The following is a 26146-nucleotide window of genomic DNA, read 5'->3' as shown; positions in this document are numbered from 1 at the left end:
AGAGCGCGGGCGGCCCGCCCGAGTGGCAGTCTTGGGAGCATGTGCGGGAGGTACGCGTCTGCGCGCAAGAAGCAGGAGTTGCTGGAGGAGTTCCAGGTCGAGCTGGACGGGGTGCCCGACCAGGTGCCCGGCGGCGAGCTGCGGCCCGACTACAACGTCGCGCCCACGAAGAACGTGTACGCGGTCATGAGCCGGGTGCCGAAGGACGACGGCGGCGAGCGCCCGGGCGACGAGCCGGTCAGGCAGCTCCGGGTGGTCCGGTGGGGGCTCGTGCCGAGCTGGGCCAAGGACCCGTCCGTGGGCGCGCGGATGATCAACGCCAGGGTGGAGACCGTGGCGGAGAAGCCGTCCTACCGCAGGGCGCTGAAGTCGCGGCGCTGCCTGATCCCGGCGGACGGCTACTACGAGTGGATGCCGCTGGAAGGGAAGAAGAAGCAGCCGTTCTTCATCCACCCCGCCGACGGCGGCGTGCTCGCGATGGCCGGCCTGTACGAGTTCTGGAAGGACCCCACCCGGCCGGACGACGACCCGCTGAAGTGGCTGTGCACCTGCACGGTGATCACCACCACGGCGACGGACAAGCTGGGCCGCATCCACGACCGGATGCCGATGATGGTCGAGCGCGACCGCTGGACGGAGTGGCTCGACCCGCGCGTGACCGACCCCACCGGCCTGCTCGTCCCGGCCGGCCCGGACCGGCTGGAGGCGTACGCCGTCTCCGACGCCGTGAACAGCGTCCGCCACAACGGTCCCGAGCTGATCGAGCCCCTCGAAGGCGACGACGTCCCGCGCCTGTTCTGACGTACGACCCCTACCCGCGCCGGCGGACGGTGGGCAGGTCAGGGGTGTAAGCGGCGCGCGAAGTGGGCATCCGTTCGAGAAAGCGGCCGCACGGAAGGTGATCGGCCGCGGACCTTCCAGGAGACCGGGGGCTCCTGGACGGGTGACTCCCCCACTCCCGGAGGTGCGGATTCGTGGACGTCGCGACCGCGCGTATGCGCCTGGAAAGCATGCTCGCCGAGCTCGACCGGTCGATCAGCGTGCTGCGTGGGGATCCGGCCGCCGGACACGACAGATCGCTCGCCGACGCGGGAGCCGACCTCACCGACGCCGACCGGACCCGGGCCATGCTCGACGCCGCCTCCCGGCAGCGTACGGCCGTGCTGGCCGCGCTGCGCAGGCTGGACGACGGCGGCTACGGCCGCTGCGTCGACTGCGGCACGCTCGTGCCCGAGGGCAGGCTGGAGGCCCGCCCCGAGGCGGCCCGCTGCGTGCAGTGCCAGTCGCGGGCCGAGCGCCGCCGGTGACCGGCCGGCGCCTGCCCGAACACGGCCAGGACAACGCCCGGACGCTCTCCCGGACACCCGCCCGGGCGGGCGTCCGGGCGGGCGTTCACAGGGGCTTGCGGGCGCTGGCCACCAGGTGGATGCCGACGGTGTCGTCGCCGTCGGCCTGGGTCTCCAGCTCGGTGCGGACCAGCCAGGACAGCGACTTGCTCTCGCCGCTCAGCACGTGGTCGACGGTGGAGGGGGACAGCACGGTGCGCGGGCGCACCCACTCCACCTCCAGGCCGGCGCCGGTGATCAGCTCGCGGATCTGCTGGCTGGTGAAGCATCGGGTGATGCTGCCGTCGGGCCAGGGGATGAGCATGACCTCGCCCGTCTGGCACAGGTGCGCCCAGTAGTTCTGCTCGGCCAGGATCGCCATGCCGAGGACCAGTGAGTCGACGCACAGCAGCGCGCGCCCGCCGGGCCGCAGCACCCGGGCCACGTCCTCGATGACGGACTCGGCCATGATCTCGACCGACAGCGCGCGCTCCTCGGCGATCACGCCGTCCACGCTGCCGTCGGGCAGGAAGCCCAGGTTGTCGGCGCGCACCTTCTGTATTCGCTCGGAGGCGTCACGCAACCACGGTTCCGCCGGCCTGCGGAAGTCCATGACCTCGATCACCCGGTGTCCGCCGCGCGCGGCCTGGGCCGGCCACCGCCCCCGTCCGCCGGACAGATCCAGCAGCAGAGACGGACGGCCGGGCAACCACTGGCGCAGCTGTTCGGCGACCACCGCGTGATAAAAGGTCCAGTACGGTCCGAGCGTGCCCGAGCCGTTGAGTTCGTTGGCCGGTATAGGCAGCACGAGCGACTCCTGGACTCTGGCTGCCCCGCGCATGGGCGTGCGGCAGCGAAACTCGGTTTCCGGGCTACCAAGCCGGTGCTTACTTTTTTCCCCGCACCGGGTCGTTCGTCACCTCAATCTGCACCGGGAACAGACTCTACGCCCGCCCTGTTGCAGTTGTGCATGAAGACGTTGGTGCTGCCAGAAGGCCTCGACGGGCTCGACGTTGCCGGGCCGGTATCCTCGGCTGGGTACGGTGTCCTGAAGGGGGTGGGTCCGGTCTCCAAGACAGCCGAGGAGACTCTGGAGCAGCGCAGTGAGCGGTTCGAGCGCGACGTCATGCCGTTTCTCGATCAGCTCTACTCGGCCGCGCTCCGGATGACCCGAAACGCAGCGGATGCGGAGGATCTTCTCCAGGAGACCTTCGCCAAGGCGTTCGCCTCCTTCCACCAGTTCCAGGAGGGGACGAACCTCAAGGCCTGGCTCTACCGCATCCTCACCAACACGTTCATCAACAGCTACCGGAAGAAGCAGCGGGAGCCCAAGCAGGCGGGCACCGAGGAGATCGAGGACTGGCAGCTCGCGCGGGCGGAGTCGCACACGTCGAGCGGGCTGAAGTCGGCCGAGATCGAGGCGCTGGAGCACCTTCCCGACAGTGACGTGAAGGACGCTCTCGCCGCGCTCCCCGAGGAGTTCCGCATCGCCGTCTATTTGGCGGACGTCGAGGGCTTCCCGTACAAGGAGATCGCCGACATCATGGGCACGCCCATCGGGACCGTGATGTCGCGCCTTCACCGTGGCCGCCGGCAGCTGCGCAACCAGCTTGAGGACTACGCGCGCGAGCGCGGCCTCGTGCGGTCGGACTCCCGCGGCGCGGGTCTCGGCGGGACGCTTGGCGAGGAGGAGCGATGAGCTGCGGGAAACACCACGACACCCCGTGTAGCGAGGTGCTCGACCGGGTGTACACCTACCTGGACGGTGAGCTGGACAGCGACCGCATCGCCAAGATCAGGCAGCATCTCGACGAGTGCTCTCCCTGCCTGGAGGAGTACGGGCTCGAGGAGGCCGTCAAGCGGCTCGTCGCCAAGCACTGCGGGTGCGACCCCGTCCCGCACGACCTGCGCAGCAAGGTGCTCACCCGGATCGAGCAGGTACGCGCCCAGATGGCGGAGTAGTCCAGGACCGGTCCGGGGCTCGTCCGCCGGTTGTGGGAGGCTGAGGCCGCGCGTCTTCGCGCCGTGCCCTGCCGCCGCCGGGCGTGCCTCCACCGTGGGGGCGTGACCGGGCCGTGCCGGGGCAATGCTCGTTAGGATCTTCCGTTACAGCCGGGGGAAGGACGGGGACATGCGGGCACTGGTCACGGGCGGGGCGGGGTTCATCGGTTCCACCCTCGTCGATCGGCTGTTGGCGGACGGCCACGAGGTCGCGGTGGTGGACGACCTGTCGTCCGGCAACGTGCGCAACCCCGACGCCCCCCTGCACGTCATGGACGTGCGCGACCCCGCGCTCGCCGAGCTCGCGGAGCGCTGGCGGCCGGAGGTCGTCTGTCACCTCGCCGCGCAGATCAGCGTGCGCAGGAGCGTGGCCGACCCGGTGACCGACGCCAGGGTCAACATCGAGGGCACGGTGAACGTCCTGGAGGCCGCCCGCCGCGCCGGCGCTCGCAAGATCGTCTACGCCTCCTCCGTCGCCGTCTACGGCAGGCCGGCCGTGATCCCGGTGCCCGGCGACGCCCCCACCGATCCCCGCTCGCCGTACGCCGCCTCCAAGCTCGGCGGTGAGCTGTACCTCGCCACCTATCGGGCGCTGTACGGGCTCGAATACACCACGCTCGTGCTGTCGAACGTCTACGGGCCGCGCCAGTCGCCCGAGGGCGAGGCCGGGGTGGTCGCCATCTTCACCGACGCCCTGCTCGCGGGAAAGCCGACGGTCGTGTTCGGCGACGGCTCCCAGACGCGCGACTACGTCTTCGTGGAGGACGTGGTGGACGGCTTCGCCCGCGCCTGCGGGCCCCGGGGCGACGGGCGCCGGGTCAACCTCGGCACCGGCGTCCAGACCACCGACCGCGAGTTGCACCGCCTGATCGCCGCGGCGGCCGGTGCGCCCGACGAGCCGGGCTTCGAGCCGCCTCGCCTGGGCGACCTGCCCGCGATGGCCGTCGATCCCGCTCCGGCGTACCAGGCCCTCGGCTGGCGTCCCCGGCACGACCTGCCCACGGGCCTCAAGGCCACCGTCGAATGGGCCCGCCAGGCGCTCGTCTGACCGGCTTCGGCCACCACCGGCGGTGAACCGGCCGGGCATGACGGGACGTCTGATCCGTATGCGTATGCGTTCGATCTTCATGGCCGCCGCCCTGTGCGCGGGAGCCGTACTGGCCGGGTGCGCTCCGGAGCCGAAGGCGGTGCCCGACGCGTGCCCGCAGCGCTGGGGCGGGGAGGGCATCGGCGCCTGGGTGCCGGACGCCGTGGACGTGGACGGCGCGGACGAGTCGCTGGTGCCCGGCGCGCCGGTTCGCGCGCTGATCTGCGCCTATCCCGGCGTCAACACCGACCCGGGCGGCGAACGGCTCGGCGGGTCGCGGACGCTGACGGACCAGGCGGCGGTGATGGCCCGCGACCTCGCGTACCTGCCGGTGACCACCGGCAGGGCCGATGGTGTGTGCACGCAGATGGGCGGGCCGATGACGAACTACCTGGTCCGGTTCGCGTACGCCGACGGCTCGGCGCTGTGGGTGGGCAGCGCCGAGGAGGCGAACTCCTGCGTCACGACGACGAACGGCACGGTCCGGACCCGCTCGTACGTCGGGAAGGCCCTGACCACCGCCTACCGGGAGGGCACGTGGCGGATGCGGCGTCCATAGGCTGATGGCCCGGTTGACCCCCTGAAACGGCACCGACATACCGGTGCAATTGCACGCGGTGTGATGGCTTGGTTACGGTTTGGCTGCGATGGTCGCGACATCCCGGAGTGGCGGTCGGCCCTTCTGTAGCCTGAGTGCGACATCGACGTGGAGGCGGCGCAATGCTTGGGAAGACCGTCGTCAGGCTGATAGTGGCGCTGGCGCTGCTCACTCCGGTGGTGGCTCTGGCCGGTCTCGCGGCCGGCACCCCGGGGATCTCCTGGACGTAGTCACTGCCCGTGGGCCGGTCCGGCAGGACCGGCCCACGGGTCCGAACCGCAGTCAAGGTGGCCGCCATGCGGGAACTGCCGTGGCCCGCCAGGGTCTACTTCGTCGCACTCGTCGGAACCGCGGGTCTGGTGATCACGCGCGGTCTCCTCTCGCATCACGGGCTCGTGGCGGAGGACTGGTCGGCGCTTCTCGTTCTGGCGCTGCTCTTCCTGCTCTGCGAGTCGGTGCCGACGCTGCTCAACGTGCCGAACGTCGCGATGTCGGTGAGCTTCTCCGCCGCGCTGGCCGCCGTGGTGCTGGTCGGCCCGGTGGGCGCGGCGCTGGTGGGGCTGGCCGCCGTCGTGAGCGTGCGCCCCGGCCTGCCGATGGTGAAACGGCTGTTCAACGGCGCGCAGTACGCCCTGTGCGGGTACGCCGCCGGGTGGGCCTACGAGAGCGCGGGGGGACGGGCCGCGCTGCCCGAGCCTTCCGACTTCCCGGGCATCCTCGTGCCGTACGCCGCGGCGGCGATGGTCTTCGTGGCCGTCAACTTCGCACTGACCGCGGTCATTTTGCGGCTGGCGTCGGGGGTGCACAGAGACCAGGTGTCGTTCCGCGCGACGGTGCAGTTCCTTGGCTCCTACGTCGGCTTCGCCACCTTCGGCCTGCTGATCGCGGCCCTGTGGTCGACGGTGCAGTCGATCTCGGCCGTGCTCGTGCTGCTGCCGCTGTTCGTGGCCCGGTGGGCGCTGGGGCACTACCACGCCGAGCAGCGGGCATACGACGCGACCATCGCGGCGCTGTGCCAGGCGGTGGAGACCAAGGACTACTACACGCGCGGGCACTGCACGCGGGTCTCCGCGGCGTCGTCCATGATCGCCGAGGAGATCGGGATGGGCACCGAGCGGCTGCGCGCGATCCGATACGCGGGCATGCTCCACGACGTGGGCAAACTCGGCGTGCCGACCAAGGTGCTGCAGAAGGACGGCCGCCTGACCGAGGAGGAGTACGCCGCGATCCAGCTTCACCCGATGCGCGGGCTGGAGATCGTGCGGGGCATCGACTTCCTCGACGAGGCGTTCGCCGGGATCATGCACCACCATGAACGACATGACGGCAAGGGCTATCCGATGGGCCTGGCCGGCTCGGAGATCCCCGAGTTCGCCCGGATCATCGCGGTGGCCGACGCGTTCGACTCCATGACCTCCGACCGCTCCTATCGCAAGGCCAAGTCGATCGAGTTCGCGGTGGCGGAGCTGCGCAAGAACGCCGGGACCCAGTTCGACCCCGACATGGTGTGCGCGTTCGTCAAGGCGCTCGACCGGCACGGCTGGGACCTGGCGCAGCCGGTGCCCGCACCCATGGACGACACCGCCGTGGAGACCACCGTGAAGGACCACGACGACCCGACGACGCCCATCCAGGTGGTGTCGGAGCGGTGAGAGAGCGTCGGCTGACGGCCAGGCCGGTGGGGCTCGACTCCGGCCAGCTCCTGCTCATCTGCGCCGCCGGGATGCTGACCGTGGCCGGGATCGCCCACACCGCCGCGGTGGGCCTGACCGACGCGCGGGTCGCCATCGGCTTCGGCGCGCTCATCGCGGCCGGAGAGCTGGCCCGGCTCACGATGCCGGGCAACCGCGAGGTCGCCCCGATCTCCACCGCCGCCTCCCTCGGATACGCCCTGCTGCTCGACGTCGGCGGCCGGCCGGCGAACCACTCGGCCCTGCAGGTCGTGGCGGTGATGGCGGTCGGCATGATCGCGGGCGGGCTGCCGCATCTGGCGGTCGGCAGGCCGCCGCGTCTCGACGCGATGGCCCGGCGGCTGCTCGCCGGGTCGTTGCTCGCCTTCGCCTACCGGCCGCTCAGCGGCCCGCTGGGGGAGCTCGCGCGGGACACCGACCGGCACGGCAACTGGTGGCCTGCGCTCGGCGTGATGGCCGTGCTCGTCACGGTCATGCTCGCGGCCGACGTGGTGATCGCGGCCATGCTCCGTGCCGACCAGGTCAGGACCGCGTTCGGCGTGGCCGTACGGGACGAGATCAGGATGGGCGCGCCGCTCGGCGCCGCCGTCGCGGCCTCGGGCATCCTGCTCGCGCTCGCCTCGCACAGCATGGACATGACCGCGCTGCCCGCGTTCGCCGCGCCGCTCCTCGTCACGCAGGTGGCGTTCCGCAAGTACGCCGGCATCCGGGCGACCTACCTGCAGACCGTGCGCGCGCTGAGCCGGGTCACCGAGGTCGGCGGCTATGTCGAGCCGGGCCACTCGCGCCGCGTCAGCCAGCTTTCCGTGGCCATCGGCCGGGAGCTGGGCATGGCCGAGCCGCAGTTGCTGGAGCTGGAATACGCCGCGCTCATGCACGACATCGGCCAGTTGTCGCTGCGCGACCCCATCCCCGGAGGCGCGACCGTGCTGGCCGACCCCGCGCAGGCGCGGCAGATCGCCGAGCTGGGCGCCGAGGTGATCAGGAAGACCGGCGTCCTCCACAGCGTCGCGGAGATCGTCAGGCGGCAGTGCGAGACCCTCGGCGAGTCACCGCCCATCGCCAGCCGCATCATCAAGGCCGCCAACGCGTACGACGACCTCGTGGGCGGATCGACCGACAGGGACCGCGCGGCGGCGGCGCTGGAGCGGCTGCGCCTCGACGGGGGAACGGCCTACGACCCCGGCGTGGTGGAGGCGATGGCGCGCGTCGTCGACCGGCTCGTGCTCGTCACACGCTTGTAGCAGACGTAGCATCGGAACGTCTCCAACGGCACGCCGGGCCCGTCGTTGTTGTGGCGACCCTACAGATTCGGCCCCCGCGTTCAGTCGGAAGGGGCGGGGGGACGGAGCGGGGGATCACCCTAGAGTTGGGTGCGTGTTCGACTCAGTTCTCGTCGCCAATCGTGGTGAAATCGCCCGCCGGATCATCCGTACGGTGCGGGGTATGGGGCTGCGCGCCATCGCGGTCCACTCCGAGGCGGACGCCGACCTGCCGTTCGTGCGTGAGGCCGACGACGCCGTGCTGCTCGGCCCCGCGAACCCGGCCCAGAGCTACCTCGACGTCGACAAGGTCCTCCAGGCCGCCCGTACGACGGGAGCGCAGGCGATTCACCCCGGATACGGGTTCCTCGCGGAGAACGCCGCGTTCGCCCGTGCGGTGATCGACGCCGGTCTCGCCTGGATCGGCCCGGACCCGAAGGCCATCGAGCGGATGGGCGACAAGATCAACGCCCGCAACCTGATGGAGTCCGCGGGCGTGCCGGTCGCCGCCGGCACCAGGGAGCCGGTCTCCGACCTCGCGCAGGCCGAGCGGGCCGCCGAGGAGATCGGGTTCCCCGTGATGGTGAAGGCGGCCGGCGGGGGCGGCGGGATCGGCATGGGCGTGGCGCGCGACGCCGAGTCGCTGGCCAAGGCGTTCGAGCAGGCCACCCGGGCGGCGGCCCGTTTCGGCGGTGAGCCGGCCATCCTGCTCGAGCGCTACATCGAGCGGGCCAGGCACGTCGAGGTGCAGATCCTCGGTCTCGCCGACGGCACCGTGGTCGCCCTGGGCGAGCGTGACTGCTCCGTCCAGCGGCGTCACCAGAAGGTCGTGGAGGAGAGCCCGTCCCCCGGCGTGTCCCCCGAGCTGCGCGAGCGGATGCTCGCGGCGGCCGTACGGGCGGGAGAGGCCGTGGCCTACCGCGGCGCGGGCACGGTGGAGTGTCTGGTGGACGCGGACGCCCAGGACTTCGTCTTCCTGGAGATGAACACCCGGCTCCAGGTGGAGCACCCCGTCACCGAACTGGTCACCGGTCTCGACCTCGTGGAGCACCAGATCCGGATCGCGGCCGGCGAGACCTACTCCCTGGAACCTCGCGTTAACGGCCACGCGATAGAGTTCCGCGTCTACGCCGAGGACCCCCGCAGGTTCCTGCCGGGTCCTGGCAAGATCGGCGTTTGGGAGGAGCCGGCAGGTGAGGGAGTGCGCATCGACTCGGGATACGCGGCGGGCAACACCGTCACGCCGTTCTACGATCCGCTGATGGCCAAGCTCTGTGTCGTCGGCGCCACCCGCGAGGAGGCGCTGGAGCGGGGCCGGGAGGCCGTCGCCGCGTTCCGTGTCGAGGGCCCGAAGAACAACCTGCCGTTCTGCGCCGAGTTGCTCGACCATCCCGAGTTCGTGAGCGGGAACTATGACACCGGGCTGGTCTCCCGGATGAGAAAAGCCTGATCTGCTGAATTACGTTGAGGGGAGTGCCCGGGTGGCCGAGGTGCGCGCCGAGATGGTGGCGAACGTCTGGAAGATCCTCGTGAGCGAGGGTGGGGTCGTCGAAGAGGGCGACACCCTGGTGATTCTGGAGTCGATGAAGATGGAGATCCCCGTCGTCGCCGAGGACGCCGGGACCGTCTCGAAGCTCCACGTGAAGGAGGGTGACGTCGTCCAGGAGGGAGACCTCATCGCCGTCATCGAGTAGCGCGGGCCGGCCGGACCGCCGGTGCCGGGAGTCCGGAGACGGGCGCTCAGAGGCGGGTGCTCGGAGGCGGGACGTTCAGAGGCGGGAGAGGAACCGTTCCCGGTCGACGACGACCCGCTCGATCGTGCCCGTGGCGACCAGGGCGCCGGTCTTGTCGACGGCCCTGACGGCGAAGACGAGGCGCCTGCCGTCCACCTCCGTGAGCTCGACGCTGATCTCGACGTGCATCCCGACCGGGCTGGGCAGCCGATGCTCGATCAGCACCCTGGTCCCCACCGTGGTCTGCCCCGGCTCCAGGTGATGCTGGACGGCCTTGACCGTGGCTCCCTCGGCGAACGACAGCAGCCGCGGCGTGCCCAGCACCGGCACGTCGCCGCTGCCGACCCGGATCGCCGTGTCCGAGCGCTCCACCATGATGAGGACCTCGGCGCGCAGACCTGGAGCAACACTCATGCGGGTCAGCCTATTGGGTCGTCGTTCCCCGGTGCCCGAGGAGGCCGCAGGCAACTAATCGGGACCGCGGAGCGTCTTAGAAGGCGGCGGGGACTCCATGTGCTTTCCGGACGTCGGAGGCGGTAGCGGTTAAGGTGGTGCACTGTGGACCTCTACTGCGATCACTGCGGCCGTCCGGCAGGCAACGGTGATCACGCGGCCTGTCTGGCCGCCAGGGTGATGGAGCCACCGCGTTACTGCCCGCACTGCCGCCGCCGCATGGTCGTCCAGGTCACGCCCAGGAACTGGACGGCACGGTGCTCGGTGCACGGTAGTACGGGCGGGTAACAGGTAGGCTCGACCTTCGATCCCCCGAGCCTGGATCCCTTACGCGTACAGGGTTCCGTGAAGTTGTCGTTATCAACCCGCGACACGAACCTGCTTTGTTGGACACCTTCGGGGGTCGATTGACTTAGGGGGTACGGGGCGCAAATGGTGGCCCAAGGCATGACCCTGGCTGGGCGTTACCGGTTGGACGCCCGGCTCGGCGCCGGGGGCATGGGCGAGGTATGGCGTGGTGAGGACACCGTCCTCGCGCGCACCGTCGCCGTCAAGGTGCTTCTCCCCGGTCGTCTCGACGACCCCGGATTCGCCGTCCGCTTCCAGGGCGAGGCCCGCGCGATGGCGACCATCAACCACCCCGGTGTCGTCGACGTCTACGACTACGGGGTCACCGAGGTCCCCGGCGACGGCTCCACCGCGTACCTCGTCATGCGGTTCGTCGACGGCGAGCCGCTCGACCGACTGCTGATGCGCCTCGGCCGCATCGGCGCCGAGCCCGCGATGGAGCTCATCGCGCAGGCCGCCTCCGCCCTCCAGGCCGTGCACGAGCGGGGGATCGTGCACCGTGACATCAAACCGGGCAACCTGCTGGTGCGGTCCGACGGCACGCTGGTGCTGACCGACTTCGGCATCGCCCGCGCCGACCAGGGCAGCCGCCTCACCGACGCCGGAATGGTGCTCGGCACCGCGGCCTACTGCGCGCCCGAGCAGGCCGAGGGCGCCCCGGTCACACCCGCCGTGGACATCTACGCGCTGGGCGTGGTGGCGTACGAGTGCCTGGCCGGGCAGCGTCCCTTCGACGGCGAATCGCCTGTGGCGATCGCGCTCAAGCACATCCGCGAGGAGCCGCCGCCGCTGCCGCCGGACGTGCCGCCCGCCGTCCGGGCCATCGTCGAACGGGCCATGTCGAAGGATCCGGCGCGCCGCTGGCCGTCCGCCGCCGCGATGAGCCAGGCCGCCCGGCAGTCGGTGCTGCCTCCGGGCGCCGCGCTCCCGGACGCCGCGCCCGGCTATGGCCCGCAGGGTCTCGCCGGAGGGGGATACGGCCCGCAGAGCGTCACGGGGGCCCCGGCCTCCACGGGCATGGGGGCCGTGCCTCCGCCCACGGGCGCGGCCACCCAGGCACATCCCTACCAGGGCGGGCCGGAGGCCGTGCCGGCCGCCGGCGCCACCTATCGCGTCACCCGGGAGTCGTGGAACGACGCCCCGGCCGTGCCTCCGACGACCGTCTCCTCTCCGCAGCAGCAGGGTTCCCGTACGGCGCGGCGCGCGGCGCAGCGGTCCAAGGGCGGCAAGGGGCTGCCCGTCGCGGCCGGGGTGGCCGCGTTCGCCGTCGTCGGCGGTCTGGCCGTCCTCGGCATCAACATGGCCTCGGCCGGGTCGGGCGTCACCGAGTCGCCCGCGCCGTCCCTGACGGTGGCCACCACCGACCCGTCCCCGACTCCGTCACGGACCCGCGGCACGCGGCCCTCCGCGAGGCCGTCCCGCGAGGTGCCGGTGACGCAGCCGAGCCCGTCCCCCAGGACGAGGAGGCCGAGCCCCACGCCGAGCCCGACTCCCAGCCCGACGCCGAGCCCCACCGCCTCCCCGACGCCCTCGCCGAGCCCGACGACGGGTCTGGTCAAGGTGCCCGATCTCAAGGGCCTGGCCGAGAGCTCCGCACTGGCGCGGCTCAACATGCTGGGCCTCAGCCCGAAGCCCGCCTATGACGGCGAGGGGGACTGCAAGGGAACGGTCGTCAGCCAGAAGCCGGCCGCGAACACGATGGTCAAGGAGGGCACGGCGGTCACGTTCACCGTGAAGAAGGACTGCCCGTCTCCCTCGCCCAGCCCGTCGCCCACCGCGGCCGGGAGCCGCTCTCCCGCGGCGTCCTGAGACAGGCCGGACGGGAGCCCCGCGCGACGGACGTACGCGGGGCTCCGCCGGTGGTCACACCCTGCTCGTCACACTCTGCTCGTCACACACCGGTCGTCACACACCGGTCGTCACACCCCGGTGGTCACACCCCGGTCGTCACACACCGGTCGTGTTGCGCGGGTAGGCGATCTCCGGGTCGGTGGCGATGTTCACCAGATAGGGCACACCGGAGTCGAAGGCGCGGCGCAGCGCCGGGCCGATCTCGTCCGGCGACGTGACGAGCTCCCCGCCGCCGCCGAGCGCGGTGACGACCTGGTCGTAACGGCACTGCGGCTGGAGCTCGGCCGCCACGTCGTAGCCGTACAGCATCTGCATGGGGTGCTTCTCCAGGCCCCACATGCCGTTGTTGCCGCAGATCATGACGACCGGCAGGCGATGGCGGACCAGTGTGTCGACGTCCATCAGCGAAAAGCCCGCCGCGCCGTCGCCGAGAAGCAGCACGACCTGCGACGACGGCCGCGCGAGACGCGCCGCGATGGAATAGCCGAGCCCGGTGCCGAGACAGCCGTACGGGCCGGGGTCGAGCCAGTTGCCGGGCCTGCGCGGCTCGACGTACTTGCCGGCGTAGGAGACGAAGTCGCCGCCGTCGCCGATGACGACCGCGTCGTCGGCGAGCACCTTGTTCAGCTCGCCATAGATGCGCATCGGGTGGATCGGGTCGGCGTCCGACTCCAGCAGGGGGGCGTCCCCGGCGATCGCCGCCGCCGTGGCCTCGCTCAGCCTGCTCACCCACGGTTCGTACGCCTTGGGGTTCACCCCGGCGGCCCCGCAGGCGGCCGACAGGCCCCAGAAGATGACCGACAGGTCGCCGGCGGCCGAGCCGGACAGGCCGGTGTGCGTCGCGAGCTGGGAGGGCGCGTCGGCGATGTGGACGACCCTGGCGAGCGGCGCGCCCTCCTTGCCGCCGAACCAGCCGTACGCGAGCCGGAAGTCGAGCGGGGTGCCGACCACGATGACGAGGTCGGCCTGGCCGAAGGCGACGCCCCGGGCGCGGGTGACCAGCAGCTCGTGCCCCGAGGGCAGGATGCCCCGGCCCTGGCCGTTCGGGACGACGGGCAGCCGCCACTCCTCGGCGAAGTCGCGCGCGGCCTCCTCGGCGCGGTCCATCCAGACGTCCGAGCCGAGCACGAGCACCGGGCGCTCGGCCTCGGCGAGCAGCCGCGCGATGCCGGCGAGTGCCTCGGAGTCGGGCTCAAGGGGCGACGGGGTCAGCGTCTCCGAGACGTACTCGGGCGACGGGGAGAACAGGTCGTCCATGTAGACGTCCAGGAACACCGGGCCGCGGTGCGGGGCCAGGGCGGTCCTGAAGGCCATCTCGACGTCCTGCCCGATGGAGTCCGCACCCGACGCGGTGAAGGCGAGCTTGGTGATGGGCTCGAACAGCGGCGGGGGGTCCATCTCCTGCAGCGCCCCGGAGCCCCAGCGGGAGCGCGGGGCGCGTCCGCCGAGCACGACGACCGGGGAGCCGTTGAAGTGGGCGGTGGCGACCCCCGAGACGCCGTTGGTGACGCCGGGGCCGGCCGTGAGCACCGCGAGGCCGGGCTTGCGGGTCAGCCGGGCCGTCGCCTCGGCCGCGAACACCGCGCTCTGCTCGTGGCGCACGTCCAGGATGCGCATGTCCTGATGGACGGCCCCGTCGTACAGGGGGAAGACGTGCCCACCGGACAGCGTGAACATCGTGTCCACGCCGTAGGCCTGGGAGACGGCGACGGCGATGTCGCCTGCGTGTTTGGGGGACTCCATACGGTGAAACCTACCAGTCGGTCACTTTGGGGTGTTCCAGAAGTGATGCCCGGTGTCGCCGCGGCTACTCCGCCATCGCAGGCTGGGATTCCAGCCGATCACCACCGGCGGCGTCAGAGGGTCTGGGACAGCGCCTTGATGGGCATCCTGAGGTCGGCGAGCAGCTCCAGATCGCGCTCGGGCGCGCGGCCCAGAGTGGTCAGGTAGTTGCCGACGATGATGGCGTTGACGCCGCCCAGCATGCCGTCCCTCGTGCCGAGGTCGCCCAGGGTCAGCTCGCGGCCCCCGGCGTAGCGCAGGATCGTACGCGGCAGGGCGAGGCGGAACGTGCCGATCGTCTTCAGCGCCTCGGTGCCCGAGAGAAGGGGCAGGCCGGCGAACGGCGTGCCCGGCCGGGGGTTGAGGAAGTTGAGCGGCACCTCGTCGGGCGCCAGCTCGCCCAGCTGTGCGGCGAACTCGGCCCGCTGCTCCAGCGTCTCGCCCATGCCGACGATGCCGCCGCAGCACAGCTCCATGCCCGCCTCACGGACCATGAGGCAGGTGTCCCAGCGCTCCTCCCAGGTGTGCGTGGTGACCACGCGCGGGAAGTGCGACCGGGCGGTCTCCAGGTTGTGGTTGTAGCGGTGGACCCCCATCTCGGCCAGTTCGTCCACCTGTGTCTGCGTGAGCATGCCGAGGGAGCAGGCGACGTTGATGTCGACCGCCTCGCGGATCGCCTTGACGCCCTCGCGCACCTGGTCCATCAGCCGCCGGTCGGGCCCGCGTACGGCCGCGACGATGCAGAACTCCGTCGCCCCGGTCGCCGCCGTCTCGACGGCCGCCCGGACGAGCGAGGGGATGTCGAGCCAGGCCGCGCGCACCGGGGAGGAGAACTGGCCGGACTGCGAGCAGAAGTGGCAGTCCTCCGGGCAGCCGCCGGTCTTGAGCGAGACGATGCCCTCCACCTCGACCTCGGGGCCGCACCACTTCATCCGCACCTCGTGCGCCAGCGCGAGCAGGTCGGGCAGGCGCTCGTCCGGCAGCGTCAGGCACTCGAGCGCCTGGGCGGCGTCGAGACCCCTGCCCTCGTCCAGAACCCGAACCCGGGCGGTCTCCAGGATGTCGGTCGTCACGCGGCGCTCCCGTCGGTCCTCGGCGGCACTCCTGTCACAGGGGCAGCTTAAAGGTCGAGCGGAATCCGGCAGGGTCGAACGTGCCGCCGAAGGTGGGCGCCAGCCCGGCGCGGGCGGCGCGGGCGAACGCCTCCCGGCCGAGCGCGCCCGCGCCCTCCGGAAGCGCGCCCGACAGCGGCCGGGCGGCGAGCATCTCCAGGTCGGAGACGTTCGACCGCTCGGCGAGCCCCGGATCGGCCGGCCACGACCCGATCACCACGCCCGCCAGGTCGAGGCCCCGGCCCGCCATGGCTTCGAGGGTCAGCGCCGTGTGGTTGAGCGTGCCCAGGGCGGCGCGCGCCACCACGAGGACGGGGGCGCGCAGCCGCCGCGCCAGATCCGCGAGCGTGCCGCCCTCCTCGTCGTAGCGGACCAGCAGGCCCCCGGCGCCCTCGACGAGCACCAGCCGGTGCGACTCGGCCAGCTCCTCGATCCGCGCCGCCGCCGGCGTGAGCGACAGCGGCGGCATGCCGGAGACGCGGGCCGCGGCGGCGGGAGACAGCGGATCGGGATAGCGCGCCATCTCGAAGGTCGTCGTCACCCCTGACATGCGGATCACCTCGTCGAGGTCCCCCGGCTCCGTGGCCGTCACCCCGGTCTGCGCCGGCTTCACCACCGCGACCGTCGCGCCCCGCTCAAGGGCCAGGACGGCCAGCGCGGCCGTCACCACCGTCTTCCCCACCCCGGTGTCCGTCCCGGTCACCACGAGAACACTCATGCCCGCGAGGGTAGAGCCTGCCCGCCCGCGAGGCGGGAGGCATGATCAGGGGCGGCGGAGGCGGGTGACGAACTTGTAGCGGTCGCCGCGGTAGAGCGACTGGGCGTACTCGACGGGGTTGCCGTCGGCGTCGAAGGCGTGCCGGGTCAGCAGCAGCATGGGCAGGCCGACGTCCACGCCCAGCACCTGGGCGTCGTACGGCGTGGCGAGCACGGTCTCTATGACCTCCTCGGCGTCGGTCAGCCGCACGTTGTAGGCGTTGTGCAGCGTCTCGTACAGCGAGGAGTGCACCTCCAGCTCGCGCCGCAGGCGGGGGAACCTGCGTGCGGACAGGTGCGTGGTGTCGATGGACATCGGCTCGCCGTTGGCCAGGCGCAGGCGGTGGATCCGCAGGACCCGGCTGCCGGGGTTGATGGCCAGCCGCCGCCCGAGCGCCTCGTCGGCCGTGATGTAGCTGATGTCGAGGATCTTGGTGTCCGGCTCCAGGCCGACCGTGCGCAGGTCGCCGGTGTAGGAGGTGAGCTGCAGGACCTGGGCGACCTTGGGCTGGGCGACGAACGTGCCCTTGCCCTGGATGCGCAGCAGCCTCCCCTCGACCACGAGCTCCGACAGCGCCTGCCGGACCGTCGTCCGGGATGTCTCGAAGCGCACCGCGAGGGCGCGCTCGGGCGGGAGCGCGCTGCCCGCGGGCAGGCTCTTGGTGAGCTCCAGAAGACTGCGCTTCACGTCGTAGTACTTCGGAACCCGGGGAGAGTCCTCGCTGTGCTCCGTCACCTGTCCACCCTCAACTCGGCCACATCGCCCAACTCAGGCAACATCGTCAAATCGGCCACAGCGGTGAGCGCACCCCGGACCACCGCGAGATCATCGGACCCCAAATCGGCCCTCGCGGTCAACCGCAAACAGGACCGGCCCCGAGGCACCGATGGTGGGCGGAAGCATCCCACGCGGACCCCGAGTTCCGCACACAGGGCCGCCGCCGACAGGGCGAGCCTGGGCGAGCCGAGCACGACCGGCACGACGGCGGCCGCCGGATCGGTCGTCTCCAGTCCGAGCTCGCGGGCCAGCGCGGCCAGTTCCCCGGCTCTCATCCGAGCCCGTTCGGGCAGGTCAGCGGTGCTTTCCAAGATATCGAGAGCGGCCAGGGCGGCGCCGGCGCAGGCCGGTGCGAGGCCGGTGTCGAAGATGAACGACCGGCCGGTGTCCACGAGCGTGCCGATCACCTCGGGTGCGCCCAGGACGGCGCCGCCCTGGGATCCCAGGGACTTCGACAACGTGACGGTTCTCACAATGTCCGCGCGGCCGGCGAGGCCCGCCGCGTGCACGGCGCCCCTGCCGTGGTCGCCCACCACGCCGAGCGCGTGGGCCTCGTCCACCACCAGCAGCGCGCCGTGCCGTACGGCGGCCTCGTGCAGGGCGCGCAGCGGCGCGAGGTCGCCGTCGACGGAGAAGACGGCGTCGGTGACGACCAGGGCGTGTTCTTCGGCACGCTCGGCCAGGGCCTTGTCCACCGCCTCCGCGTCCCCGTGCGGCGTCACCACGACCCGCGACCGCGACAGCCGGCAGGCGTCCACGATCGAGGCGTGGTTGCCGGCGTCCGAGACGATCAGGCCGCCCTGCCCGAGGGCGGCGACCGCGGCGAGGTTGGCGAGGTAGCCCGAGGAGAACACCAGGGCCCCGGCCGCGCCGGTGAACGCGGCGAGCCGGTCCTCCAGCTCGGCGTGGAGCCGGGTGGAGCCGGTGACCAGACGTGAGCCGGTCGAGCCCACTCCCCACTCCCTGGTGGCCCGTACGGCCGCCTCGACGAGCCGCTCGTCCCGCGAGAGCCCCAGATAGTCGTTGGAAGCCAGGTCGAGCAGGCCGTCGTGGCCGGGCGTGCGGGGGCGGAGAACGCGGCGCAGGCCCGCCGCCTCCCGCTCGGCGGCGGCCGCGCGCAGTCTGTCCAACGGCCCTGTCATGAGGTGCATCTTGCCAGGTGGCGATGGTCGATTCGCTTTCGACCCGGGCGGCGGCGCATCATGCAGTCGTGCCGACTCTCAGCGACCTGGTGTCGCGCCACACCGCACTCGATCCCGCCGGCGTCGACTGGATCCACTCGCTGGTCTCGGACTGGCAGTTGCTGGCCGATCTGTCGTTCGCCGACCTCATCCTGTGGGTGCCCGACCAGGGCGGCACGAGGTGGGTGGCGGTGGCCCAGATGCGGCCCACGACGGGCCCCACGGTCTATCACGACGACGTCGTGGGCATGTCCATCGCGGTCGGGGACCGGCCGCTGATCGACGTGGCCTGGTCCGAGAACCGCATCTGCAGAGAGGGCGACCCCGACTGGTCCAGCGGCGTGCCGGTCCGCGAGGAGACGATCCCGGTGCGGCGCGACAAGGACGGCCCGATCATCGGGGTCATCCAGCGCTCGACCAACCTGTCGTCGGCGCGCACGCCGTCCCGCCTGGAGCTGACCTATCTGCAGAGCGCGTCCGACCTGGCGCAGATGGTGGCCGAGGGCAGGTTCCCCTTCGCGGAGGAGGAGCCGATCCTGGTCAGGTCGCCCCGGGTGGGCGACGGCCTGCTCCGCCTCGACAAGGCCGGGCGGGTCACCTACGCCTCGCCCAACGCGCTGTCGGCCTACCGCAGGCTCGGCCTGCACGCCGATCTCGTGGGGGCCGACCTGGGCAAGACGACCGCCGCCCTGTGCTACTCCGACGAGCCGATCAACGAGGACCTGATGCTCGTCGCCAGCGGGCGGGCACCCCGGGAGACCGAGGTGGAGAACGGCGGCACGGTCGTGCAGCTACGGGCGATCCCGCTGATCGTCGGCGGGGGCCGCATCGGCGCGCTGGTGCTGATCCGCGACGTGACCGAGCTGCGGCGGCGCGAGCGGGAGCTGCTCACCAAGGACGCGACGATCCGCGAGATCCACCACCGGGTCAAGAACAACCTGCAGACCGTGGCCGCGCTGCTGCGGCTCCAGGCGCGCCGGCTCAACAACCCGGAGGGCCAGGAGGCGCTGAACGAGGCCGTACGGCGGGTCGGCTCGATCGCGATCGTGCACGAGATCCTCGCCCAGATGCCGGAGGAGATGGTCGAGTTCGACGACATCGCCGACCGGGTCATCGCGATGACGGCGGAGGTGGCGCTCGCGCAGGTGGCCATCAAGCGGGTCGGCAGCTTCGGCGTGCTGCCCGCCGCGGTCGCGACCCCCATCGCGATGGTGCTGACCGAGCTGCTGCAGAACGCGGTCGAGCACGGGTTCGCCCACTCCTCCGGGAACGTCCAGGTCGTCGTCTCCCGGGACGCCGACCGGCTGGAGTTCACGGTGGCCGACGACGGCAAGGGCCTGCCCGAGGACTTCGACCTGGAGGCCACGGGGAGCCTCGGTCTTCAGATCGTCCGTACGCTGGTCGTCGGCGAGCTGTCGGGCCGCCTGGGTGTGGCCAGGAGAGACGGCGGGGGCACCGAGGTCAGGCTCAGCATCCCGGTGCAGCCGGGCTCATCCCCCTGCTGATATCCGGTCCTCCTGCTGATATCCGGGGGCTATCGCGTACGCGGGCGGCTCCACGGGGGGTCCCGCTGCACGGCACCCGTGTGAGGGATGCCATAGTGGACGCGATGCGTTGGTGGACAGAAGGCCCTGTGGGCGGGAGGCTACGCGGCAGTCCCGGCCGGGCTCCGAGGCCCCGCGATCCGGTGAATGCCCCGACTGGCATTCACCGAAGGCGTTCGCGTGCGGCGGGGGAGTCAGACGGCGGCGCGGGCGCGGGCGCGAGCCGTCCGGCGCTTGAGAGCGCGACGCTCATCCTCGCTGAGCCCGCCCCAGACTCCGGCGTCCTGACCCGACTCGAGGGCCCACTTGAGACAGGACTCGGCGACCGTGCATCGCCGGCATACCTGCTTGGCCTCTTCGATCTGCATGAGCGCCGGACCAGTGTTCCCGATCGGGAAGAACAGCTCGGGGTCCACGTCACGGCAGGCAGCGCGGTGGCGCCAGTCCATGCGTTCCACTCCTTCGTAAGGCGGAGCCTCGGTGGCTCCTCTGGCCGTCAACTTTGTGAACTCTTTCACTAGCTGATGCGAACGTTTACCCGGATCCAGGGTGGGGGCCGGGCTTGTCCGCGTGATCGTCGGGGCACCTTCCGGAGGCTGTGGTCTCCGTAAAGGTCCTACGTTCCGACGTCGTAGTTCAGCTTTTCAGCCGTTCCAACACCACACAAGAGGTTTGGGACAAGGTTTTGCCCGTCGTGGCTGTCGGATGCGTCACACTATGACTACATGTAACAAGCTAGACGAGGACTTGTAATGCGTCAGGGATAGCGCGGAAGATCACCCACTCGTGTTCTCCCAGGTAGTCGCCGTCGAGCTGGAAGGCGACCGGGCGGGAGGCGTGGAGCGTGAACTCGGCCTCGTCATGAAGCTGAACGAGGTGTTTACCGCGCGGCAATCCCCGGTGCTCGCCGATGATCTGCCGGACGAGCGAGAGCATGGTCGGCAGGCTCATCCTCCGGAGCCCGAGCATGTCGAGCCCCGTCTCGAAACCGGCCCACGGCGTCGGGTTGATCGGACGTGTGCCGGCGTACGTCCACGGCGACGTGTTGGACACGATCGCCATGAAGATCCCGTTCTCCGCCGGCCGGCCGGGACGCGTCAGCCGGATCGCCGGCTGCCGCCGGTCGGTCACGAAGAAGTGGCGGACCGTCGTGTTCACGTAGAGAGCGGGCAGCGCGCGACGCCCCGCGCTCCGCAGGCCCTCCACGGCTCGGACGACCTCCGCGTCGTATCCCAGCCCAGCACAAAATGTGAAATATCTAGACCTCTGCTGGTCAGGTGGCGCTCCTGCCCCCGGATCCGGGCCTGAAACCTCGTCGTGCCAGATCGCCTGTCCCAGACCGATGGTCCGGCGGCGTCCCTCGCGTAGCGCCTCCAGGGCGGCGCCGGTCGCCTCGACCGGGTTGTTGGGCAGCCCGAGCGCGCGGGCGAAGACGTTGGCGCTGCCCCCGGGGATCACGATGAGCGCGGGCCGCTCGTTCGCGCCGCCGTCGGGGCGGGCGTCCAGCAGGCCGTTGACCGTCTCGTTGATCGTGCCGTCGCCGCCGAGGACCGCCACCGCGTCGAAGCCCTTGGCGTGCGCGGTGGCCGCGAGCGCGGTCGCGTGGCCGCGGTAGGCGGTCTCCTCGACCGACAGGTCGACGGCGGCGCCGAGCGCCCGGATCAGCACGTCGCGCGTGCGCCGGTGCGTCGAGGTCGCCTTGGGATTGACGAGGAGGAGTGCCCGCATGCCTGAAGGTTAACGAACGGTTTACCGCTCGTGCGGGGTGACGCCTCCCCGGTGCCTCACCCACGGAGGCGCGGGTGCCTGCGGGTAGGGTTGTGCGGTGTGATCAGCAGTTCCGCCGGCCGCCCCGTGACCCTGACCGTGGCCGCCGTCGTCCTGGCCGCGGAGGGCCTGCTCGCCCTGGCTTTGGGGGGTTATGTCGGCATTGAGACCGTGATCGGCAAACCCACCGACCTGGTCACCAGCATCGCGGTGGCCGGATTCGGCGTGCTCGGCGGCGCCCTGCTGCTCTGGGTGGCCTGGGGCGTGTGGCAGGTGCTGCGCTGGAGCCGGGGCCCGGCCGTGGTGACGCAGATATTCGCGCTTCCGGTGGCGATCAGCCTCATCCAGTCGGCGCAGTACGGGTTCGGCGTTCCGCTCATCACCGCGGCGGTGGTCGCCCTGGTCGCGCTGCTCGCGCCGGCCTCCACCCACGCCCTCATGGGCGAGGACGGCGCACGCTGAACAGGCTCCGAGCGGGCGGCGATCCACCACTGACCGGGCGCCGCCGGGGGGAGCGCGGCGTCGCGGTCGTCCGTCTCTGATCTTTGCGGGCCGGGCGGTCAGTCCTCGGCGGTGAGGCCCTCGCGGAGCTGGGCCAGGGTCCGGGCGAGCAGCCGGGACACGTGCATCTGCGAGATCCCCAGCTCGGTCGCGATCTGCGACTGCGTCATGTTGCCGAAGAAACGCAGCAGCAGGATCCGCTTCTCGCGCGGCGGCAGGCGCTCCAGCAGCGGCTTGAGCGACTCCCGATATTCCACGCCCTCCAGCGACTCGTCCACGATGCCGAGCGAGTCGGACACGGCGGGCGCGTCGTCGTCGCCGGAGTCGGGCGCGTCGAGCGACACGGTGGAGTAGGCGTTGGCCGACTCCAGGCCCTCCAGGACCTCTTCCTCGCTCATGCCCAGGTGGACGGCGAGCTCGGCGACCGTGGGCGCCCGGCTCTCCCGCTGCGAGAGCTCGCTTATCGCCTTGGTGAGCGACAGCTTCAGCTCCTGCAGCCGGCGCGGCACGCGGACCGCCCAGCCCTTGTCGCGGAAGTGCCGCTTGATCTCGCCGACGATGGTCGGGGTGGCGTACGTGGAGAACTCCACGCCGCGTGCGAGGTCGAAGCGGTCGATCGACTTGATCAGCCCGATCGTGGCGACCTGCGTGAGGTCGTCGAGCCACTCGCCCCGGTTGCGAAAGCGACGGGCCAGGTATTCCACCAGTGGCAGGTGGAGCTCGACCAGCTCGTCGCGGATGCGCTGGCGCCTCGGGTCGTCCGGCGGGAGCTCCGACAGCTCGGCGAAGAGTGTGCGCGCGCGTACGCGGTCCGGCACCGCCGAGTCGCCGGAGGTCATCGCACTCGTCCTTTCCGTCATCACGACGGCCTCGCCGTGCTCCGGCGCTTACGCAGCACGATCGCCAGGTGGTCGGCGTGATCGGAGATGGCGTCCACGTCGTCCGCCAGCGCCGTCAGCACCATCCAGGCGAAGTCCTCCCGGTTGGGCGAGCTGACGCCGAGCGTGTTGACCTCGACGCGGACCGTCATCTCCTGGCCCGTGAGCTCGAACTCCGCGAGGAGATCCGTTCCGGGCACAGCATGCCGCAGCAACATGGCGCACGCCTCGTCGACGGCGATGCGCAGATCCTCGATCTGATCGAGGGTGAAGTCCAGCCGCGCGGCGAGCCCGGCGGTTGCCGTGCGCAGCACGGACAGGTAGGCGCTCACGGCGGGCAGCCGGACACTCACAGCATCGCGAATCCCGGTCAGATCCACCGCAGGCGTCTCGGTTTCCTCGGTCACGTTCCTCCTCGCCCCTTCAGCCGGCTGAGTGCCGCTGACTGCAACCTACCGCCACTCGCGCGGTGCTGCCCCGGCTGGACGCGCTGATTGTGGCGATCCTTGGAGGTAACTGCACGTAAATTCCGTACTACCGAATATGGAGTTTGTATGGGCCTTGAGATGATCTGGCCCCGCGCGGCCGTGGAGGCCGTGCGGGGCCGTGATTCCGCGGCTCAGGCGGCCTTGGTCTCCCAGAAGATCTTGGCGATCTCGTCGATCTTCGCGAGGAGGTCGTCGGCCAGCGAGGGGTCGACGGTGCCCTTGGCCCCGGCGGCGCCGGCGAGCTTCGTCGCGTCCCAGAAGAGCTGGTGAAGCTGGGGGTACTGCTCCAGGTGCGGGGGCTTGAAGTAGTCGGTCCACAGCACCCACAGGTGATGCTTGACCAGCTCGGCCCGCTGTTCCTTGATGATCAGCGCGCGGGTCCTGAAGACCGGGTCGTCGTTCTCGGCGTACTTCTTAATGATCGCCTTCACCGACTCGGCCTCGATGCGGGCCTGCGCCGGGTCGTAGACCCCGCACGGCAGGTCGCAATGGGCGGATGCCTCGTGCCTGGGTCGCAGCAGTCGTGCGAGCATCGGAATCCTTCCTTAGGAATGCTGGTGACAGCACTGTTCCAGGACCGACCTTACTCGTCTCGAAATGACTGTGCGGAGGGGGATGTGCTCACAGCGGTGTGTGTCTCCGGCGACTCGATGCTGCCCGTGTTGCGCCCGGGAGACTGGCTGCTGGTACGGCTGGGCGCCCCCGTACGCCCGGGTGACGTCGTGGTCGCCAGGCGGCCGCACGGGCTGATCGTCAAGCGGGCCTTCCGGCACACCGGGGACGGCTGGTGGCTGGAGAGCGACAACCAGTCGGCCCCCGGGCGCCGCGACAGCTGGGACTTCGGCGCGGTGCCCGAGGAGGACGTCGTCGGCAGGGTCGTGCTGCGTTACTGGCCGAGGCCCGCGCTGCGCTTCCCGGCGCCGCCCGCCTCCTGATCTCGCCTCCTGACCTTGCCTCCGGACCTGTCAGGCGCCCCGCTTGCGCGCCCGGTAGGCGGCCACGTTGGCCCGGCTGGCGCACCGCTCGGAGCAGTAGCGGCGCGACCGGTTCGAGGAGGTGTCGAGGTAGGCGTTGCGGCACGGCGTCGCCTGGCAGATGCCGAGGCGATCCACGCCGAGCCGGGTCACCACGCTGGCCAGGCCCATGACCGACCCGACCGCGAGGGCGTCGGCGACCCGGCCGCCCTCGGTCAGGTGCAGGTGCCAGGGCTGCCCGTCGTGCCCGGAGATCTGCGGATGCACCGGATGGCGGACCAGCAGCCCGTTGAGCCGCTCGACCACGTCCGCGTCGTCGCCCTCGGCGGCGGAGGCGAAGACCCCCGCGAGCTCGTCGCGCAGCTCGCACAGCGCGTCGATGTCACGGCGAGTAAGGCGGGCGGCCGCCTCCGTGCGGCCCGTCTCCTCCAGCAGGGCACGAAGGGAGAAGGGGTTTTTGAGCTCGTCGCCCATGTTGACCAGTTGAACGGCCAGCTCGGCGTAAGACGTCAAGTCCACTGGGGCGCCCAAATGAGTAAGAGATCACTGGCAAAGCCGAGTATTACACGCCCGATGGCCTGGGGGAACACCTCGGCGTACAACGTTATGCGACCCGATCCGGCAGAGGCGGTTGTCACTTCGTGTGGCACAAACAGGGAACGGGGGACCCCCCTACCCCCCCCAAGAGACGACCGTCAACGACGACGGCCCCCGGCGGCTACCGAAGCCAGGGCTCTCGTTCTCTTGACGGCGCGCTACCGAAGGAACTCGTCCTTTCGACACTGGGGTCGCTGTGACCGTTACACCTGTTTCCTTGGAATCTCTCGACCTGGATCCCGCTTTCGCGCTACACCGTGGCGGCAAGCTGGAGGTCCGCTCCACTGTTCCGGTTCGCGACGCCGACGACCTGTCGCTCGCGTACACGCCGGGGGTCGCCCGCGTCTGCACCGCCATCGCCGACAACCCGGACCTGGTCAACGACTACACCTGGGTCTCCAACGTCGTGGCCGTGGTCTCCGACGGCACCGCCGTCCTGGGGCTCGGGGACATCGGTCCGGCCGCGGCCATGCCCGTGATGGAGGGCAAGGCCCTGCTCTTCAAGGAGTTCGCCGGCGTCGACGCCGTGCCGATCTGCATCGACTGCACCGACCCGGACGCGATCGTCGAGACCGTGGTCAGGCTCGCGCCGTCGTTCGGCGGCATCAACCTGGAGGACATCAGCGCCCCCCGCTGCTTCGAGGTCGAGGAGCGCCTGCGGGAGCTTCTCGACATCCCCGTCTTCCACGACGACCAGCACGGGACCGCGATCGTGGTCCTCGCCGCGCTGCGCAACGCCGCCCGCCTCACCGGGCGGTCCCTCGGCGAGCTGCGCGCGGTGGTGGCCGGCGCCGGCGCCTCCGGCGTCGCCGTGTCGCGGATGCTGCTGAACGCCGGGATCGGCGACATCGCGGTCTCCGACTCCAAGGGCGTCATCCACGCCGGCCGCGAGGACCTGAACCCGGTCAAGCGGGCGCTGGCCCGCGACACCAACAAGGCGGGCCTGTCCGGGTCGACCGAGCAGGCGCTCGCCGGGGCCGACGTCTTCGTCGGGCTGTCCGGATCGACGGTCTCGGAGCAGGCCATCGCCGGGATGTCGCAGGACTCGATCGTGTTCGCGTTGTCCAACCCCACCCCCGAGGTGGATCCCGCGGTGGCGGCGCGGCACGCCCGCGTGGTCGCCACGGGCCGGTCCGACTATCCCAACCAGATCAACAACGTGCTGGCCTTCCCCGGGGTCTTCCGCGGCGCGCTCGACGTCCGCGCCACGACGATCACGGAGAACATGAAGGTGGCGGCGGCCGACGCGCTGGCGGCCGTGGTCGGGGACGACCTCTCCGAGAGCTACGTCATCCCCTCGCCGTTCGACGCCCGGGTCGCGCCCGCGGTGATCGCCGCGGTGGCGCAGCAGGCCCGCGAGGACGGCGTCGCCCGCAAGTAGCCGCCCTTGAGGCAGGCGGCCGCATGGGCACGGAACGTGGCCGCCGCCGTAGACACGA

Annotated in this window: 28 protein-coding genes; 15 read left to right on the top strand and 13 right to left on the bottom strand. The window is 71.1% G+C overall.

Features of this window, described 5'->3' with window-relative positions:
• Positions 1–39 precede the first annotated feature (39 nt).
• Both FLV34_RS30120 and FLV34_RS30115 read left to right on the top strand, forming a co-directional pair.
• Complete coding sequence (locus tag FLV34_RS30120; RefSeq protein ID WP_142651243.1) at positions 40–801, top strand: SOS response-associated peptidase; 762 nt, start codon at positions 40–42, stop codon at positions 799–801.
• 173 nt (positions 802–974) lie between these two features.
• Positions 975–1307, top strand: a complete 333-nt coding sequence (locus FLV34_RS30115) for a TraR/DksA family transcriptional regulator (protein ID WP_142651244.1) — start codon at positions 975–977, stop codon at positions 1305–1307.
• Positions 1308–1392: 85 nt separating this feature from the next.
• On the opposite strand, the gene FLV34_RS30110 is transcribed toward FLV34_RS30115, so the two are convergent.
• Positions 1393–2133 carry a class I SAM-dependent methyltransferase gene (locus FLV34_RS30110; RefSeq protein ID WP_142651245.1) on the bottom strand — a complete coding sequence of 247 codons (741 nt, stop codon included), beginning with the start codon at positions 2131–2133 and terminating at the stop codon, positions 1393–1395.
• A gap of 249 nt (positions 2134–2382) precedes the next feature.
• On the opposite strand from FLV34_RS30110, the gene FLV34_RS30105 reads away from it, so the two are divergent.
• The 8 genes from FLV34_RS30105 (at position 2383) to FLV34_RS30070 (ending at position 9658) form a co-directional block, all read left to right on the top strand.
• Positions 2383–3024, top strand: a complete 642-nt coding sequence (locus FLV34_RS30105; protein WP_079316278.1) for a sigma-70 family RNA polymerase sigma factor — start codon at positions 2383–2385, stop codon at positions 3022–3024.
• Positions 3021–3287, top strand: a complete 267-nt coding sequence (gene rsrA, locus FLV34_RS30100; protein WP_142651246.1) for a mycothiol system anti-sigma-R factor — start codon at positions 3021–3023, stop codon at positions 3285–3287. Before FLV34_RS30105 ends, rsrA begins: the two co-directional genes overlap by 4 nt.
• Before the next feature lie 169 nt (positions 3288–3456).
• Positions 3457–4374, top strand: a complete 918-nt coding sequence (locus tag FLV34_RS30095) for an NAD-dependent epimerase/dehydratase family protein (protein ID WP_147944701.1) — start codon at positions 3457–3459, stop codon at positions 4372–4374.
• A 64-nt stretch (positions 4375–4438) separates the two neighbouring features.
• Complete coding sequence (locus FLV34_RS30090; RefSeq protein ID WP_147944700.1) at positions 4439–4972, top strand: hypothetical protein; 534 nt, start codon at positions 4439–4441, stop codon at positions 4970–4972.
• A 335-nt stretch (positions 4973–5307) separates the two neighbouring features.
• A complete protein-coding gene (locus tag FLV34_RS30085; protein ID WP_142651248.1) occupies positions 5308–6663 on the top strand; it encodes an HD-GYP domain-containing protein in 1356 nt (451 codons plus the stop codon).
• Positions 6660–7946 (top strand): HD-GYP domain-containing protein, encoded by a 1287-nt coding sequence (locus FLV34_RS30080; protein ID WP_260617498.1) that lies wholly within the window; start codon positions 6660–6662, stop codon positions 7944–7946. Before FLV34_RS30085 ends, FLV34_RS30080 begins: the two co-directional genes overlap by 4 nt.
• Before the next feature lie 133 nt (positions 7947–8079).
• Complete coding sequence (locus tag FLV34_RS30075) at positions 8080–9414, top strand: acetyl/propionyl/methylcrotonyl-CoA carboxylase subunit alpha (protein WP_142651249.1); 1335 nt, start codon at positions 8080–8082, stop codon at positions 9412–9414.
• Positions 9415–9445: 31 nt separating this feature from the next.
• On the top strand, positions 9446–9658 hold the full coding sequence (locus FLV34_RS30070; protein WP_142651250.1) for a biotin/lipoyl-binding carrier protein: 213 nt from the start codon (positions 9446–9448) through the stop codon (positions 9656–9658).
• Positions 9659–9733: 75 nt separating this feature from the next.
• Here the strand turns inward: FLV34_RS30070 and FLV34_RS30065 are convergent, their stop codons facing one another.
• Positions 9734–10111, bottom strand: coding sequence for a thioesterase family protein (locus FLV34_RS30065; RefSeq protein ID WP_147944699.1), 378 nt, complete (start codon positions 10109–10111; stop codon positions 9734–9736).
• A 486-nt stretch (positions 10112–10597) separates the two neighbouring features.
• Between FLV34_RS30065 and FLV34_RS30055 the strand changes: the two genes are divergently transcribed.
• The gene (locus tag FLV34_RS30055; RefSeq protein ID WP_240972037.1) at positions 10598–12307 is read left to right on the top strand and encodes a serine/threonine-protein kinase; all 1710 of its coding nucleotides are present in this window, start codon (positions 10598–10600) and stop codon (positions 12305–12307) included.
• Between the two features lie 138 nt (positions 12308–12445).
• Here the strand turns inward: FLV34_RS30055 and FLV34_RS30050 are convergent, their stop codons facing one another.
• The 5 genes from FLV34_RS30050 to FLV34_RS30030 all read right to left on the bottom strand — a co-directional run bounded on the left by FLV34_RS30050 (position 12446) and on the right by FLV34_RS30030 (position 17919).
• Positions 12446–14092 carry an acetolactate synthase gene (locus FLV34_RS30050; RefSeq protein ID WP_147944698.1) on the bottom strand — a complete coding sequence of 549 codons (1647 nt, stop codon included), beginning with the start codon at positions 14090–14092 and terminating at the stop codon, positions 12446–12448.
• A gap of 113 nt (positions 14093–14205) precedes the next feature.
• Positions 14206–15204: a biotin synthase BioB gene (gene bioB / locus FLV34_RS30045; RefSeq protein WP_147944697.1), complete on the bottom strand. Its 999-nt coding sequence runs from the start codon at positions 15202–15204 to the stop codon at positions 14206–14208.
• Positions 15205–15238: 34 nt separating this feature from the next.
• Positions 15239–15961 (bottom strand): dethiobiotin synthase, encoded by a 723-nt coding sequence (gene bioD / locus FLV34_RS30040; RefSeq protein WP_147944696.1) that lies wholly within the window; start codon positions 15959–15961, stop codon positions 15239–15241.
• A gap of 45 nt (positions 15962–16006) precedes the next feature.
• A complete protein-coding gene (locus tag FLV34_RS30035) occupies positions 16007–16735 on the bottom strand; it encodes a GntR family transcriptional regulator (RefSeq protein ID WP_030511441.1) in 729 nt (242 codons plus the stop codon).
• Positions 16732–17919, bottom strand: a complete 1188-nt coding sequence (locus tag FLV34_RS30030; protein ID WP_147944695.1) for an 8-amino-7-oxononanoate synthase — start codon at positions 17917–17919, stop codon at positions 16732–16734. The genes FLV34_RS30035 and FLV34_RS30030 overlap by 4 nt, the downstream gene beginning before the upstream one ends.
• 68 nt (positions 17920–17987) lie before the next feature.
• Between FLV34_RS30030 and FLV34_RS30025 the strand changes: the two genes are divergently transcribed.
• Complete coding sequence (locus tag FLV34_RS30025; RefSeq protein WP_142651258.1) at positions 17988–19463, top strand: sensor histidine kinase; 1476 nt, start codon at positions 17988–17990, stop codon at positions 19461–19463.
• 233 nt (positions 19464–19696) lie between these two features.
• On the opposite strand, the gene FLV34_RS30020 is transcribed toward FLV34_RS30025, so the two are convergent.
• Both FLV34_RS30020 and FLV34_RS30015 read right to left on the bottom strand, forming a co-directional pair.
• On the bottom strand, positions 19697–19951 hold the full coding sequence (locus FLV34_RS30020; protein WP_030511444.1) for a WhiB family transcriptional regulator: 255 nt from the start codon (positions 19949–19951) through the stop codon (positions 19697–19699).
• A 286-nt stretch (positions 19952–20237) separates the two neighbouring features.
• Complete coding sequence (locus tag FLV34_RS30015) at positions 20238–21230, bottom strand: diacylglycerol kinase family protein (protein WP_142651259.1); 993 nt, start codon at positions 21228–21230, stop codon at positions 20238–20240.
• 99 nt (positions 21231–21329) lie between these two features.
• On the opposite strand from FLV34_RS30015, the gene FLV34_RS30010 reads away from it, so the two are divergent.
• On the top strand, positions 21330–21731 hold the full coding sequence (locus FLV34_RS30010; protein ID WP_260617499.1) for a hypothetical protein: 402 nt from the start codon (positions 21330–21332) through the stop codon (positions 21729–21731).
• Positions 21732–21829: 98 nt separating this feature from the next.
• Here FLV34_RS30010 and FLV34_RS30005 read toward each other — a convergent pair whose 3' ends face one another.
• The 3 genes from FLV34_RS30005 to sodN all read right to left on the bottom strand — a co-directional run bounded on the left by FLV34_RS30005 (position 21830) and on the right by sodN (position 23669).
• Entirely contained in the window at positions 21830–22630 is an 801-nt protein-coding gene (locus tag FLV34_RS30005; RefSeq protein ID WP_030511447.1) for an RNA polymerase sigma factor SigF, read from the bottom strand.
• On the bottom strand, positions 22630–23055 hold the full coding sequence (locus FLV34_RS30000; protein WP_079316287.1) for an ATP-binding protein: 426 nt from the start codon (positions 23053–23055) through the stop codon (positions 22630–22632). Before FLV34_RS30000 ends, FLV34_RS30005 begins: the two co-directional genes overlap by 1 nt.
• A gap of 212 nt (positions 23056–23267) precedes the next feature.
• The gene (gene sodN, locus FLV34_RS29995) at positions 23268–23669 is read right to left on the bottom strand and encodes a superoxide dismutase, Ni (RefSeq protein WP_142651260.1); all 402 of its coding nucleotides are present in this window, start codon (positions 23667–23669) and stop codon (positions 23268–23270) included.
• Here sodN and FLV34_RS29990 point away from each other — a divergent pair.
• Positions 23625–24071, top strand: coding sequence for a S24 family peptidase (locus tag FLV34_RS29990; RefSeq protein WP_356993487.1), 447 nt, complete (start codon positions 23625–23627; stop codon positions 24069–24071). The genes sodN and FLV34_RS29990 overlap by 45 nt on opposite strands.
• A 30-nt stretch (positions 24072–24101) precedes the next feature.
• On the opposite strand, the gene FLV34_RS29985 is transcribed toward FLV34_RS29990, so the two are convergent.
• Complete coding sequence (locus FLV34_RS29985; protein WP_142623090.1) at positions 24102–24629, bottom strand: CGNR zinc finger domain-containing protein; 528 nt, start codon at positions 24627–24629, stop codon at positions 24102–24104.
• Between the two features lie 295 nt (positions 24630–24924).
• On the opposite strand from FLV34_RS29985, the gene FLV34_RS29980 reads away from it, so the two are divergent.
• On the top strand, positions 24925–26088 hold the full coding sequence (locus tag FLV34_RS29980; RefSeq protein WP_205831001.1) for an NADP-dependent malic enzyme: 1164 nt from the start codon (positions 24925–24927) through the stop codon (positions 26086–26088).
• The last annotated feature ends 58 nt before the right edge of the window (positions 26089–26146 follow it).

Source organism: Microbispora sp. CSR-4, assembly GCF_008033685.1.
Classification (GTDB): Bacteria; Actinomycetota; Actinomycetes; order Streptosporangiales; family Streptosporangiaceae; genus Microbispora.
Note: the sequence above shows the minus strand (reverse complement) of the source record. Positions and strands in the feature narration are given on the sequence as shown.